Raw genomic sequence first — 12819 nt, forward strand, 5'->3', positions numbered from 1 at the left:
ACTATAAGCGCCTCTTTGCCTGCCTTGCCATGGACACCATGACCGAGAACGACTATCTGATCGCCTGGGGCCTCTACGCCTTTGCCGCTGTGGGCTGCCTGTTGGTATGGATGCGCCTGACTACCTGGATGTGGCGCTGGCTGCGCGAACCGTTGCGCGTGCTGATGGCGGTGTTGCTGTTCAGCCCGACCATCATTGACCCGGTGAAAGCCAAGGTTGCACCGTCCATCGCCATCACCGCGCTGGATCTGGCCTTCAAGGTCGGCAACAACGCCTGGCGGGCGATTTCCGATCTGTTCATGTACAGCATGATCGCTTTCGGTCTTTACCTGATCTTCGTGCTGATCCGTTTCCCGATCGAACGGGCCTCCAAAGCGCGCCGCGAACAGGCTGAAGCCGCCAAGGCTGCGGCCCGCGCCGATGACCGCGACGACGATCAACCGTTCGGCGGTGCCGGGGATGACCGTTACGGCCGCCCACCTTTGCCGAATAACCCGCAGCGCATGCGGGTCGAGCCGCGCCTGTAAGCCGAGAGTCCGCACATGTGTGAATTACTGGGCATGAGTGCCAACGTGCCGACCGATATCGTGTTCAGCTTCACCGGCCTGATGCAGCGCGGCGGCCGCACCGGCCCGCACCGTGACGGCTGGGGCATCGCCTTCTATGAAGGCCGTGGCTTGCGTCTGTTTCAGGACCCGGCGGCGAGCAGCGAGTCGGAAGTGGCCAACCTGGTGCAGCGTTATCCGATCAAGAGCGAAGTGGTCATCGGCCACATCCGCCAAGCCAACGTCGGCAAGGTCTGCCTGTCCAATACCCACCCGTTCGTCCGCGAACTGTGGGGGCGCAACTGGTGTTTTGCGCACAACGGCCAGCTCGCCGATTTCACCCCGATCAAGAGTTTCTACCGCCCGGTCGGCGATACCGACAGTGAAGCGGCGTTCTGCGATTTGCTTAACCGCGTGCGTGCAGCTTTTCCGGAGCCGGTCGATATAGAAGAGCTGCTGCCGGATCTGGTGGCCGCGTGCGCCGAATACCGCAGCAAAGGCGTGTTCAACTGCCTGCTCAGCGACGGCGACTGGCTGTTCTGCTATTGCTCGACCAAACTCGCACAGATCACCCGGCGCGCACCGTTCGGCCCGGCGCGCCTGAAGGATGTCGACGTGATTGTCGATTTTCAGGCCGAAACCACGCCCAACGACGTGGTGACGGTGATCGCCACCGAGCCTTTGACCGAAAACGAAACCTGGACCCGCTACGAACCGGGCCAATGGAGCCTGTGGCGACGCGGCGAATGCGTAAGCCAAGGCAAGACCGAATAAGGATTGCACCCCATGTTGCTCAGTTACCTACGGCTGGTGTTGTTTGCGGCGGGCCTGTTGATCGGTGTCCAGGTGCCGGGGTTCATCAACGATTACGCGAAACGCGTCGAGGCGCACCTGATCGAAGCGCAAACCGGCCTGCGCGGCTTCCAGGGCACTGCCGAGCAGTTTTTCAAGGGCGATATCCAGGCGCTGGTCGCGCATTACCGCGCCAGCGAAGACCCGGTGTTTCGCAGCGATGCCGACAGCCTGAGCACATTGCTCAATCGGCAAACTGCGCTGGATAAACAGTTCCAGGCGATGCAAGGGCCGTGGTACATCCGCTTCTTGCAAGTGGTGCTGGCGGCGGATCCGGATATTCGCAAGGAAACCTGGAACGGTTACAGCTATCAGATTCTGCTGACCCCGGAAGCGATGATCTGGGGCATGAGCGGCGCTTTGCTGCTGTCGTTCGGGATTGAATGCCTGTTCCGCCTGATCGACTGGGTGGTGCTCGGTGGCCGCCGCTTGCGCCAGAGCCGCCCGATCGAAGACCGCGACGTGCGTGGGTTGTAACAGCTCAAGATCAAAAGATCGCAGCCTGCGGCAGCTCCTACAGAGATCAATGTAGGAGCTGCCGCAGGCTGCGATCTTTTGCTATTCAGGGGTTCAAAACCACATACCCATCACCGACCTTCTGCGCATACCCCGCCAGCACCTGCTGACACAACGTCACAATCTCCTCGACCCACTCAACCCCCACCCGCCACGACACCACCACCTGCAAGTCCGGCGGCCGCTGATCAATGGCCAGTAAGGTCAGTTCCCCCCGCGCCAATTCCTCCGCTACCAGCACCGGCGGCAGCACGCCAATGCCAAAACCATCGCGTAACAACCGAGTGATCGCCGACACTGAATTCACGCAATTCAAGCGCGGTGCCAGCACGCCGTTCGCCTGCATCAACGCCAGAAGATCCTGATGCGGCCGGGAGTTTTTCGAGTAAGTGATGATCCGCTCCTGCGCCAGCTCAGCGAGGTCGGCGTAGTCGCGGTTGTAGATCGAATTGCTGGCGACAATCCAGCCCAGCGGATGGCTGGCCAGCTCCAGGCTGCGCACACTTTCATGACGCACCAGATCGGTTTGCAGGATCAGGTCGAGAAACCCTTTTTGCAGCTGATCGCAGAGATTCAGAGAGGTATCCGCCACCAGCTCGATTTCCACCCGTGGATACAGATCGGTCATCTGCGCCACCAGCGGGCTCAGCCAGGTGTGGATCACTGTGTCCATTACACCGATGCGCACCCGGCCGACCTTGCTTGAGCGGGTTTCGATCGACTGCCTCAGCGCCGACATGGTGTCGAGCATCTGCTCGGCATATTCCAGCACCTTCAAACCTTCCGGCGTCAGGCTGACACCGCGTGAATCGCGCAGAAACAGCTTCACCCCCAGTTCGCCTTCCAGCACCGCAATGCGGCTGGAAATCGACGCCTGGGTAGTGAACAGCTTGTCGGCGGTGAGGCGAAAACTCTTCAGGCGGGCGACCCAGACAAAGGTCTCGAGAAACTTCAGGTTCATGGGCAAGGCTCGGCTGACAAATTTTTCTTATGCCTAAGGCGGGTTTTTATTCGTTGGACGCGAGAGGGTGCTGCGACGAAAAATCGGCGCATGCGGTTCCCACGATAGGCGTCGTCGGGGCTACGAACAAGACCAATAAAAAACCTGCGGAGATAAGCCATGAGTGCTCCCGACACCCTAAAAGCATCCACGGCAACGGCGCGTCCCGGGCTGTTCGACTGGTATCGCAACATCAACCAGCAGGAGCGCCGCACGTTCTGGAGCTGCAAGATCGGCTACGGGCTGGATGGCATGGATACGCAGATGCTCAGCTTCGTCGTGCCGACGCTGATTGCGATGTGGGGCATCACCACCGGCGAAGCCGGGTTGATTCACACCAGCACCTTGATTGCTTCGGCGATTGGCGGTTGGGTCGCCGGGATTCTTTCCGATCGCATCGGCCGCGTGCGCACCCTGCAACTGACCGTGCTGTGGTTCGCCTTCTTCACCTTCCTCTGTGGCTTCGCGCAGAACTACGAACAATTACTGATCGCCCGCACCTTGATGGGCTTCGGTTTCGGCGGCGAATGGACGGCCGGCGCGGTGCTGATCGGCGAGGTGATCCGCGCCCAGGATCGCGGCAAAGCGGTGGGCATGGTGCAATCCGGTTGGGCGCTGGGCTGGGGGCTGACGGCGATTCTGTACGCGCTGCTGTTCTCGGTGTTGCCACCGGAAGACGCCTGGCGCGCGCTGTTCATTCTCGGCATCGTGCCGGCAATTTTCGTGATTTTCGTGCGTCGACTGGTCAAGGACCCGGAGATCTATCGCGAGGCCAAAGCCCGGCAAACGCCAGAGACTCAGTCGAAGTTCTACGAGATCTTTGCGCCGGGCATGCTCTTCACCACGTTCCGCGCTTCGCTGCTGACCACCGGCGCGCTGGGCGGCTATTACGCCATCACTTCGTGGCTGCCGACCTTCCTGAAGAATGAGCGCGGCTTGAGCGTACTCGGCACCGGCGGGTATCTGGCGATGGTGATCGTCGGTTCTTACGTCGGCTATGTGATCAGCGCCTATCTGACCGATCTGCTCGGCCGGAAAAAGAACTTCATCCTGTTCGCGGTCGGCTCGTTCACCATCGTTCTGCTCTACACGCAATTGCCGGTCAGCAACGGCGTGATGCTCTGGCTGGGCTTCCCGCTGGGCTTCTTTGCTTCGGGGATTTTCAGCGGCATGGGCGCCTTTCTGACGGAACTGTTCCCCACGCGCATTCGCGGTTCGGGGCAGGGCTTTTGCTACAACATCGGTCGGGCGCTGGCGGCATTGTTTCCGCTGCTGATCGGCCTGCTCAGCCAGAAAGTGCCGTTGAGCGTCGGCATTGGTGCCTTCGCGGCGGTGTCTTACGGCGTGGTGATTATCGCGGCCTTGAGTCTGCCGGAAACCCGTGGCAAGCAACTCGATGCGCAGTAACTGATAACCTGCGAAACGAATTCCTACAGATAAAAAGACAAGCCCTACAGGAGTGTTCACCGTGAGCCGCCTGCTATTGAATTGCGACATTGGCGAGAGTTTCGGCAGCTGGACCATGGGTCTGGATGCCGAGGTCATGCCCTTCATCGATTGCGCCAACGTCGCCTGCGGCTTCCATGCCGGCGATCCGAGCATCATGCGCAAGACCGTCAGCCTGGCGCTGAGCCACGGCGTGCAGATCGGCGCGCACCCGGCCTATCAGGATCTGGTTGGCTTCGGCCGCCGCTCCATGACGTATTCGGCGCAAGAGCTGCAAGACATCCTGCATTATCAGATCGGCGCCCTCGACGGTATTTGCAAGGCGCAGGGCGGTCGAGTCAGTTACGTCAAACCCCACGGCGCGATGTACAACGACATGATGGCCAACCTGGCGCAACTGCGTGCGGTGATTCAGGCCGTAGCGGCTTACGATCGAAGTCTGCCGCTGATGTTGATGGCCACTCGCGACAATTCTGCCGCGCAACAAATCGGCGATGAGTACGGCGTAACGCTGTGGTTCGAAGCCTTCGCTGACCGCGCGTACGACAGCGCTGGCAAACTGGTTTCGCGGCAACTGCCCGGCGCGGTGCATCACGAGCCGGAAAAAATCATCGAACAAGCGCTGACCATCGCCCGTGGCGACAATCTCACCGCCAACGACGGCAGCGTCTTGCGCCTGCACGCCAACACTCTCTGCGTGCACGGCGACAACGCCAGTTCGGTGGTCGCCGTGCAGCGTATTCGCGAGGCCTTGAATCAGCAGGATGCGCAATGAACCCAAGGATTGAAGTGGTGGCACTGGATTGCCTGATGCTGCGCCTGTTCGACGAAATCGCTGAGGCCAACATGCCGTGGATGCTCGCCGCCAGTGAGCGTTTGCGTGCGGTATTCGGCGAGCAATTGATCGATCTGGTGCCGTCGTATACGACGCTGATGGTGCATTACGATCTGAGGGTTTTAAGCCCGAACCAGGCGCGTGAATTGATCGCTGAGGCGCTGATCGATCTGTCGCCGAATGCGCGCAACGCTGGGCAATGCCACGTGCTGCCGGTCTGGTATGACTTGAGCGTCGGGCCGGAGCTGAGCTTGCTTGCCGAGCGCAGCGGGCTGGCGGTGGAGGAGGTGATTCGGCGCCACAGTGGCCGCGAATATCAGGTATTCGCCCTCGGTTTTGCGCCGGGTTTTGCCTTTATGGGGTTGGTCGAAGAAATTCTCGCCGCGCCACGTTTGAACACGCCGCGCAAGAAAGTCGCCGCCGGCAGCGTCGGAATTGCTGAGCGGCAAACGGCTGCCTATCCCGTGGTCTCGCCCGGTGGCTGGAACCTGATCGGTCGCACGCCGGCGAAGCTGTTCGACCGCCATCGTGACGGCTACAGCCTGATGCAACCCGGTGACACCGTGCGTTTCGAAGCGGTGAGCCACGCCGAATTCATCCGACTGGGCGGCGACGACACGCCATTGGAGGCGCAGGCATGACCCGACTGACGATTGAGGCGAGTACGCCGCTGTGCCTGTTGCAGGACGCCGGGCGATTTGGCGTGCGGCATCTGGGCGTGACCCAGGGCGGTGCGGCGGATTGGTGCTCGATGAGCTGGGCCAACTGGCTGCTGGGCAATGGACTGGATGTGGCAGTGATCGAAATCACCCTCGGCGGTTTTACCGTGCTGGCTGAAGAGGATTGTTTGCTGGCGCTGGCCGGTGCTGATCTGGGCGCACAGATTGATGGTCAGCCGCTGGCGCCGTGGCGCAGTTTCAAGTTGAGCAAAGGGCAGACGTTGCGATTTACCCAGCCGCTGCTCGGCGCTCGGGCGTATCTGGCGGCGCCCGGTGGTTTTGCGGCGCCGAAGGTATTGGGCAGCAGTGCCACGGTGGTGCGCGAAGAGCTCGGTGGGCTTGATGGCATGGGCTTGTCGTTGGCCAAGGGATCGGCGTTGAGTTATCACGGGGAATCGCTGTGGGTTCGCGAAGTGCCGCTGGCGCTACGGCCGGACTTGCAATCGACTGCACCGCTGGATCTGGTGCTCGGCGCACAGATCGGTCAGTTCAGCGGGCAGAGTCTGTTCGATGCATTCAACAGCGCCTGGACCCTGGACAGTCGCGCAGATCGCATGGGCATTCGTTTGCTCGGCAAGGCGTTGGAGTATCAGGGCCAGTCGATGATTTCCGAGGGGATTCCATTGGGCGCGGTGCAAGTGCCGCCGGACGGCCAGCCGATTGTGTTACTCAATGACCGGCAGACAATTGGTGGTTATCCGCGATTGGGCGCGTTAACGCCGTTGGCGTTGGCGCGGTTGGCACAGTGTCTGCCGGGGGCGCAGGTGCGATTGCGGCCGGTGGTGCAGGACGTCGCGCACCGTGAGCATGTCGAGTATCTGCTGCGCTTCAAAAATTGCTAAAAGCTTCGCGAGCAGGCTCGCTCCCACAGGGGAACGCATTCCAATGTGGGAGCGAGCCTGCTCGCGAAGGGGCCATCACTGGCAACACAGATTATTTGGACAAAAACCGCATCCCTTCCTCAAGCCCACGCAACGTCAATGGATACATCTGATCCTCGATCAAGTCCCGCACGATATTGGTCGACGAGGTATACCCCCAGGTATCTTTCGGATACGGGTTGATCCAGATGAGTTTCTTGTACTTCTCCATAAACCGCTGCATCCACACATAACCCGGTTCTTCGTTCCAGTGCTCGACGCTGCCGCCGGCCTGGGTGATTTCATAAGGCGCCATGGCGGCATCACCGATGAAGATCACCTTATAGTCAGCACCGTACTTGTGCAGCAGATCCTGGGTCGAAGTGCGCTCGGAGGTGCGGCGCATGTTGTTCTTCCACACCGATTCGTAAACGAAGTTGTGGAAGTAGAAGTACTCCAGATGCTTGAACTCGGTCTTGCAAGCCGAGAACAGCTCCTCGCAGATCTTCACGTGCGCGTCCATCGAACCGCCGATGTCGAACAGCAACAACAGCTTCACCGTATTGCGCCGCTCCGGGCGCATCTGGATATTCAGCAAGCCAGCGTCGCGCGCGGTGTGGTCGATGGTGCCGTCGATGTCGAGTTCTTCCGCCGCGCCCTGGCGAGCGAATTTGCGCAAGCGGCGCAGGGCTACCTTGATGTTGCGCGTGCCCAGTTCCACCGAATCGTCGAGGTTCTTGTACTCGCGCTGATCCCAGACTTTCACCGCTTTGCCCTGACGTTTTCCGGCATCGCCAACCCGAATGCCTTCCGGGTTGAAACCACCAGAACCGAACGGGCTGGTGCCGCCAGTACCTATCCACTTGTTGCCGCCGGCGTGACGTTCCTTCTGTTCTTCCAGACGCTTCTTGAACTCTTCGATCAGTTTGTCGAGACCGCCGAGGGACTGGATCTGCGCGCGTTCCTCGTCGCTCAGCGAGCGCTCGAATTCCTTGCGCAACCAGTCTTCGGGAATCAGTGCCTGCAAGTGATCGTCGAGCTTTTCGAGGCCATTGAAGTAGGCGCCGAACGCGCGGTCGAACTTGTCGAAATGGCGTTCGTCCTTCACCAGAATCGCCCGCGACAAGTAGTAGAACTCGTCCATGTCGGCGAAGGTTACGCGCTGTTTCAGCGCGTTGATCAGGTCGAGCAGCTCGCGCACCGACACCGGCACCTTGGCTGCACGCATTTCATTGAACAGGTTGAGCAGCATGGCATCAGCCTCTTAGCGGGTGCCGCGACGGCTCATGAACGCCAGGCGCTCAAGCAATTGCACGTCCTGTTCGTTCTTCACCAGAGCACCGGCCAGTGGCGGAATAGCCTTGGTCGGATCGCGTTCGCGCAGCACCGCTTCGCCGATATTGTCGGCCATCAGCAGCTTCAGCCAGTCGACCAGTTCCGAGGTCGACGGCTTCTTCTTCAGGCCCGGCACCTTGCGCACATCGAAGAACACGTCCAGCGCTTCGCTGACCAGATCCTTCTTGATGTCCGGGTAGTGCACGTCGACGATTTTCTGCAGGGTCGGGCGATCCGGGAAGGCGATGTAGTGGAAGAAGCAGCGGCGCAGGAAAGCGTCCGGCAGCTCTTTCTCGTTGTTGGAGGTAATGATGATGATCGGGCGTTTCTTGGCCTTGATGGTCTCGTCGATCTCGTAAACGTAGAACTCCATCTTGTCGAGTTCTTGCAGCAAGTCGTTGGGAAACTCGATGTCGGCCTTGTCGATCTCGTCGATCAGCAGAATGACCCGCTCCTCGGACTCGAAAGCCTCCCAGAGCTTGCCTTTCTTCAGGTAGTTACGCACGTCGTGGACTTTTTCAGTGCCCAGCTGCGAGTCGCGCAGACGGCTGACCGCATCGTACTCGTAGAGGCCCTGATGCGCCTTGGTGGTGGACTTGATGTGCCAGGTGATCAGTTTGGCATTGAACGATTCGGCCAGTTGCTCGGCGAGCATGGTCTTGCCGGTGCCCGGTTCGCCCTTGACCAGCAGCGGCCGCTCCAGGGTGATGGCGGCGTTGACCGCCAGCTTCAGGTCATCGGTGGCGACGTAGGCCTGGGTGCCTTCGAACTTCATCTGCTAATCCTCGAACGGTAACGCCGACCTGAACGGGCAGGGCGGGGGCGAAATAATCGGATGCCCGACTATAACGCGCAGGCCGGTCGACTGTGAACGCAGACGGCTTATTCAGTCTCTGAATGGGGCGTCACATGTTGACTCAGTCTCGGCGCTTGGCCAGTATTCAGGCCTCGTTGATTTGGCGATAACCTTTAGGATGTCCACTGAATTTGTGACGAGGAGCTTGCTCCCGCTGGGCTGCGAAGCAGTCCCCATGTGCCCGGAGGTGCTGAATTGATGCTATCCATGAAGCGACCACGCTTGGCGGCAGTTACTGCACTCTCTGCTAGCCGGCTTGCACTCTACTTTGTTGATGGTCGAGCGCTGACACTTGATTTGAGTCGAGATATTCAAACGGGTAAGCAGTTGCAGCCATTGCTTGATCCCCAAGTCTTTGCGACTGCCATCTTGGGCGATAAAGGTTGGACCGTTGAATGGCCGGCCCCGGATATTCAGATTGGCGCCGATACTCTATATCTGGATGCTTTTCCAGAAATGAACCCTAACCCGCATCCGGCTTCGGCCGTTCATACCGCGCATTGAATGCCTGAACAAAGCCATTACGCAATATCTGCAAAAACGCTTCGAACGCGCTGATATTTTGCTGATGGACGTTGCCGCTGAGTTCGACCTTGGTGGCGAACTGGTTTTTTGCCTGGTTCTTCAGCACGGTTTCGGTGCCGCCCACCAGCGCCTCCCAGACCGAGCGGAAAATGCTCTTGTTCTTGTTTTCCACGTCTTGCTGCCAGTTGAACACCTCAACGTCGCGCAGTAGCGGCTTGATGTAACCGCTGACTTGCGCTTTTTTGGCTTGGGCTTCGATCACCACATCACCGTGGCCGGCGTTGAAGTCGAACTTGCCATAGGCTGAAGCGAAGTCGTTCATGCTTTTGAGTTCGATGTCTTTGGCGCGCAGGCGGAACTCGAAGTCTTCGAAATTGCTCAGCGGGTCAAACGTGGCGGTGGTTTCCAGCGGTGCGTGGCCGAGCAGCAGAGCTTTACCCTCGAAACGGGCATCGCGTTTGCCCTGTTTATCGACGACGTTAGTCAGGTTGTAGATGCTGGCCTCGACGTTCGTGGCGTTCATGTTGACCGGCGGTTTCGAGTTGAAATTACGGAAGCTGATCTTGCCCTCATGAATCTGCACTTCGTCGAGGGTGATCGGCAGTAACTTGCCCAGTTGCGCGCGCCAGTCGGTGCCTTTACCGGTCTGGGAGTTTTGCTTGTTGGCGCCGCCATCGACGAAATTCACCTCAGGATTGAAGAATTTCACCTGTGCCACCACCGCATGGTCGTACCACAGCGAATGCCAGCTCACCGCCAGATCGATCAGCGGTGCATTGACGAACGGTACCGGCACCTTGCCGTCGACTTTGACGATCTTCAGCCCGTTGATCTTGTAAGCCCCGCGCCATAAAGCCAGATCCACATCGGTGATCTGCCCACGGTAGTCGCCCATGTTGGCCAGTTTGTCGTTGAGGTAATCGCGCACCACGTAGGGCAGGGCGATGTGCAGCGCGATCAGTAGCACGACGATTCCTGCGAGAGCCCACAACGGCCAACTGTAGCGACGCTTCATGGCGGTAATTCCCGAACGATGTAAAGCGATTGACTGTCGGCGATCACAGACGTTCGACCCGACTGGACTGCGCTGGGCAACAGGCTTACCTTGGAAGGCTGAATTCAACGCTGCATAAGGACCCAGCCATGAGCCGCATTTTCGCTGACAACGCCCATTCCATCGGCAATACGCCGTTGGTGCAGATCAACCGCATTGCGCCGCGTGGCGTGACCATCCTCGCCAAGATCGAAGGGCGCAACCCCGGTTATTCGGTCAAGTGCCGGATTGGCGCGAACATGATCTGGGACGCCGAAAGCAGCGGCAAGCTCAAGCCGGGCATGACCATCGTTGAGCCAACCTCGGGCAACACCGGTATCGGTCTGGCCTTCGTCGCGGCCGCCCGTGGTTACAAACTGATGCTGACGATGCCGGCTTCGATGAGTATCGAGCGGCGTAAGGTGTTGAAAGCGTTGGGCGCCGAACTGGTGCTGACCGAACCGGCCAAAGGCATGAAAGGTGCGATCGAGAAGGCTGCCGAGATTGTCGCGAGCGACAGCGCCAAATACTTCATGCCCGCGCAGTTCGATAACCCGGCCAACCCGGCGATTCATGAAAAAACCACCGGCCCGGAAATCTGGAACGACACCGACGGCGCCGTTGATGTGCTGGTGGCCGGCGTTGGAACAGGCGGAACCATCACCGGTGTTTCGCGGTATATCAAGAATACCCAAGGCAAACCGATTCTTTCCGTGGCCGTGGAGCCGGTGTCCTCTCCGGTGATCACCCAGGCGCTGGCCGGTGAAGAGATCAAGCCCAGCCCGCATAAGATTCAGGGCATTGGTGCCGGTTTTGTGCCGAAAAACCTCGATTTGTCGATGGTGGATCGGGTTGAGTTAGTGACTGACGAAGAGTCCAAAGCCATGGCCCTGCGCCTGATGCAGGAAGAAGGCATTCTGTGCGGGATTTCCTGTGGCGCAGCGATGGCCGTGGCCGTGCGTCTGGCAGAAACCCCGGAAATGCAGGGCAAGACCATCGTCGTGATTCTGCCGGACTCAGGCGAACGCTATCTGTCGAGCATGCTGTTCAGCGATCTATTCACCGAGCAGGAGACCCAGCAATAAGTCGCAGCCTGCAGCAGTTCCTGGATATTCAATCCGTCCCTGTAGGAGCTGCCGCAGGCTGCGATCTTTTGATCTTCATGATTCAGGTCAGCCAAGGTTCAGGATCGTTATGTTAATAAGCGCTTTGTTGCGCAATCCTTAACACTGAATCTTGGCGCAAGCGGGTTTTTCCCGAGGCCGGTAGTGTTTATCATGGCCGGCTGCCATGCCGGGTAAAGGGCTTTGCGCAGCGTTGTCTTTATTCAAGGAGTTGTTGATGACCTTTTCGTTTGCCGCCAAGGCGTTTGTGCTGTTGCTGTTTCTGGGCAGCACGCTCTATGTGCATTTGCGCGGCAAGGCGCGTTTGCCGGTCCTGCGTCAGTTCGTCAACCACTCGGCGCTGTTCGCGCCGTACAACGCCTTGATGTACATGTTCTCCGGCGTGCCGTCGAAACCGTATCTGGATCGCAGCAAGTTCCCGGAACTGGATGTCCTGCGCGATAACTGGGAAACCATTCGCGACGAAGCCATGCACCTCTTCGACGAGGGCTACATTCGCGCCGCCGAAAAGAACAACGACGCCGGTTTTGGCTCGTTCTTCAAGAAGGGCTGGAAGCGTTTCTACCTCAAGTGGTACGACAAACCGCTGCCCTCGGCGCAAACCCTGTGCCCGAAAACCGTGGCACTGGTCAGTGCGATTCCCAATGTAAAAGGCGCGATGTTCGCGCTGCTGCCGGGCGGCAGCCATCTCAACCCGCACCGCGACCCGTTTGCCGGCTCGCTGCGTTATCACCTGGGTTTGTCGACACCGAACTCCGACGACTGCCGGATTTTCGTCGACGGCCAGGTCTACGCCTGGCGTGACGGCGAAGACGTGATGTTCGACGAGACTTACGTGCACTGGGTCAAAAACGAAACCGAAAAGACCCGCGTCATTCTGTTCTGTGACGTCGAGCGTCCGTTGAGCAACCGCTTCATGACCCGCATCAACCGCTCGATCAGCGCTTGGCTCGGCCGCGCAACTGCGCCGCAGAACCTCGATGATGAGCGTGTTGGCGGGATCAATCAGGCTTACGCCTGGAGCAAGAATTTCAGCGACAAGTTCAGTGGCGTGGTCAAACAGTGGAAACGCCGCCATCCCAAGGCCTACCGCGTGATGCGTCCGGTGCTGGCGGTGCTGGTGTTGACGTTGTTGGGCTATTGGCTGTTTGGCTGAGGCTGGAACAGGCAATA

At 59.2% G+C, this 12819-nt stretch carries 13 protein-coding genes and 1 pseudogene; 10 read left to right on the forward strand and 4 right to left on the reverse strand.

Annotated features, from left to right (window positions below):
- The first annotated feature begins 29 nt into the window (after nt 1-29).
- From C2E19_RS08560 to C2E19_RS08570, 3 genes are read left to right on the forward strand one after another with little or no spacing between them, the layout of a single operon-like run.
- Nucleotides 30-527 (forward strand): MFS transporter, encoded by a 498-nt coding sequence (locus tag C2E19_RS08560; protein ID WP_129390528.1) that lies wholly within the window; start codon nt 30-32, stop codon nt 525-527.
- Nucleotides 528-542: 15 nt separating this feature from the next.
- Entirely contained in the window at nt 543-1319 is a 777-nt protein-coding gene (locus tag C2E19_RS08565) for a class II glutamine amidotransferase (RefSeq protein ID WP_053118116.1), read from the forward strand.
- A gap of 12 nt (nt 1320-1331) precedes the next feature.
- Nucleotides 1332-1874, forward strand: a complete 543-nt coding sequence (locus tag C2E19_RS08570) for a DUF2937 family protein (RefSeq protein ID WP_129390531.1) — start codon at nt 1332-1334, stop codon at nt 1872-1874.
- An 85-nt stretch (nt 1875-1959) separates the two neighbouring features.
- Here C2E19_RS08570 and C2E19_RS08575 read toward each other — a convergent pair whose 3' ends face one another.
- Nucleotides 1960-2874: a LysR family transcriptional regulator gene (locus C2E19_RS08575; RefSeq protein ID WP_129390534.1), complete on the reverse strand. Its 915-nt coding sequence runs from the start codon at nt 2872-2874 to the stop codon at nt 1960-1962.
- Nucleotides 2875-3033: 159 nt separating this feature from the next.
- Between C2E19_RS08575 and C2E19_RS08580 the strand changes: the two genes are divergently transcribed.
- The 4 genes from C2E19_RS08580 (at nt 3034) to C2E19_RS08595 (ending at nt 6755) form a co-directional block, all read left to right on the forward strand.
- Nucleotides 3034-4320 carry an MFS transporter gene (locus tag C2E19_RS08580; RefSeq protein WP_129390537.1) on the forward strand — a complete coding sequence of 429 codons (1287 nt, stop codon included), beginning with the start codon at nt 3034-3036 and terminating at the stop codon, nt 4318-4320.
- Between the two features lie 61 nt (nt 4321-4381).
- The gene (locus tag C2E19_RS08585; protein WP_129390540.1) at nt 4382-5134 is read left to right on the forward strand and encodes a 5-oxoprolinase subunit PxpA; all 753 of its coding nucleotides are present in this window, start codon (nt 4382-4384) and stop codon (nt 5132-5134) included.
- The gene (gene pxpB, locus C2E19_RS08590) at nt 5131-5835 is read left to right on the forward strand and encodes a 5-oxoprolinase subunit PxpB (RefSeq protein ID WP_129390543.1); all 705 of its coding nucleotides are present in this window, start codon (nt 5131-5133) and stop codon (nt 5833-5835) included. Before C2E19_RS08585 ends, pxpB begins: the two co-directional genes overlap by 4 nt.
- On the forward strand, nt 5832-6755 hold the full coding sequence (locus C2E19_RS08595; protein WP_129390546.1) for a biotin-dependent carboxyltransferase family protein: 924 nt from the start codon (nt 5832-5834) through the stop codon (nt 6753-6755). The genes pxpB and C2E19_RS08595 overlap by 4 nt, the downstream gene beginning before the upstream one ends.
- A gap of 91 nt (nt 6756-6846) precedes the next feature.
- Here the strand turns inward: C2E19_RS08595 and C2E19_RS08600 are convergent, their stop codons facing one another.
- Nucleotides 6847-8025 (reverse strand): VWA domain-containing protein, encoded by a 1179-nt coding sequence (locus C2E19_RS08600; RefSeq protein WP_008085921.1) that lies wholly within the window; start codon nt 8023-8025, stop codon nt 6847-6849.
- A gap of 12 nt (nt 8026-8037) precedes the next feature.
- A complete protein-coding gene (locus C2E19_RS08605; protein ID WP_038358424.1) occupies nt 8038-8883 on the reverse strand; it encodes a MoxR family ATPase in 846 nt (281 codons plus the stop codon).
- Between the two features lie 279 nt (nt 8884-9162).
- Here C2E19_RS08605 and C2E19_RS08610 point away from each other — a divergent pair.
- Nucleotides 9163-9420: pseudogene (locus C2E19_RS08610) on the forward strand (DUF2442 domain-containing protein); the annotation flags it as partial.
- A 7-nt stretch (nt 9421-9427) separates the two neighbouring features.
- On the opposite strand, the gene C2E19_RS08615 reads toward C2E19_RS08610, so the two are convergent.
- On the reverse strand, nt 9428-10504 hold the full coding sequence (locus C2E19_RS08615) for a DUF748 domain-containing protein (RefSeq protein WP_129390552.1): 1077 nt from the start codon (nt 10502-10504) through the stop codon (nt 9428-9430).
- Between the two features lie 128 nt (nt 10505-10632).
- Here C2E19_RS08615 and cysK point away from each other — a divergent pair, with 128 nt between their 5' ends.
- Together cysK and C2E19_RS08625 are read left to right on the forward strand one after the other, a co-directional pair.
- Nucleotides 10633-11607 carry a cysteine synthase A gene (gene cysK, locus C2E19_RS08620; protein ID WP_129390555.1) on the forward strand — a complete coding sequence of 325 codons (975 nt, stop codon included), beginning with the start codon at nt 10633-10635 and terminating at the stop codon, nt 11605-11607.
- A gap of 256 nt (nt 11608-11863) precedes the next feature.
- Nucleotides 11864-12802, forward strand: coding sequence for an aspartyl/asparaginyl beta-hydroxylase domain-containing protein (locus tag C2E19_RS08625; RefSeq protein ID WP_129390558.1), 939 nt, complete (start codon nt 11864-11866; stop codon nt 12800-12802).
- The last annotated feature ends 17 nt before the right edge of the window (nt 12803-12819 follow it).

Source organism: Pseudomonas sp. DTU12.3 (assembly GCF_004124275.1).
Taxonomy (GTDB): Bacteria; Pseudomonadota; Gammaproteobacteria; order Pseudomonadales; family Pseudomonadaceae; genus Aquipseudomonas; species Aquipseudomonas helmanticensis.

Excerpts from the sequence above, each read along its gene's own strand:
- C2E19_RS08615 (WP_129390552.1), bottom strand. The coding sequence starts at position 10,504 with ATGAAGCGTCGCTACAGTTGGCCGTTGTGGGCTCTCGCAGGAATCGTC.
- cysK (WP_129390555.1), top strand. The coding sequence starts at position 10,633 with ATGAGCCGCATTTTCGCTGACAACGCCCATTCCATCGGCAATACGCCG.
- C2E19_RS08605 (WP_038358424.1), bottom strand. The coding sequence starts at position 8,883 with ATGAAGTTCGAAGGCACCCAGGCCTACGTCGCCACCGATGACCTGAAG.
- C2E19_RS08580 (WP_129390537.1), top strand. The coding sequence starts at position 3,034 with ATGAGTGCTCCCGACACCCTAAAAGCATCCACGGCAACGGCGCGTCCC.
- C2E19_RS08595 (WP_129390546.1), top strand. The coding sequence starts at position 5,832 with ATGACCCGACTGACGATTGAGGCGAGTACGCCGCTGTGCCTGTTGCAG.
- C2E19_RS08575 (WP_129390534.1), bottom strand. The coding sequence starts at position 2,874 with ATGAACCTGAAGTTTCTCGAGACCTTTGTCTGGGTCGCCCGCCTGAAG.
- C2E19_RS08625 (WP_129390558.1), top strand. The coding sequence starts at position 11,864 with ATGACCTTTTCGTTTGCCGCCAAGGCGTTTGTGCTGTTGCTGTTTCTG.
- C2E19_RS08565 (WP_053118116.1), top strand. The coding sequence starts at position 543 with ATGTGTGAATTACTGGGCATGAGTGCCAACGTGCCGACCGATATCGTG.
- C2E19_RS08560 (WP_129390528.1), top strand. The coding sequence starts at position 30 with ATGGACACCATGACCGAGAACGACTATCTGATCGCCTGGGGCCTCTAC.
- pxpB (WP_129390543.1), top strand. The coding sequence starts at position 5,131 with ATGAACCCAAGGATTGAAGTGGTGGCACTGGATTGCCTGATGCTGCGC.
- C2E19_RS08570 (WP_129390531.1), top strand. The coding sequence starts at position 1,332 with ATGTTGCTCAGTTACCTACGGCTGGTGTTGTTTGCGGCGGGCCTGTTG.
- C2E19_RS08600 (WP_008085921.1), bottom strand. The coding sequence starts at position 8,025 with ATGCTGCTCAACCTGTTCAATGAAATGCGTGCAGCCAAGGTGCCGGTG.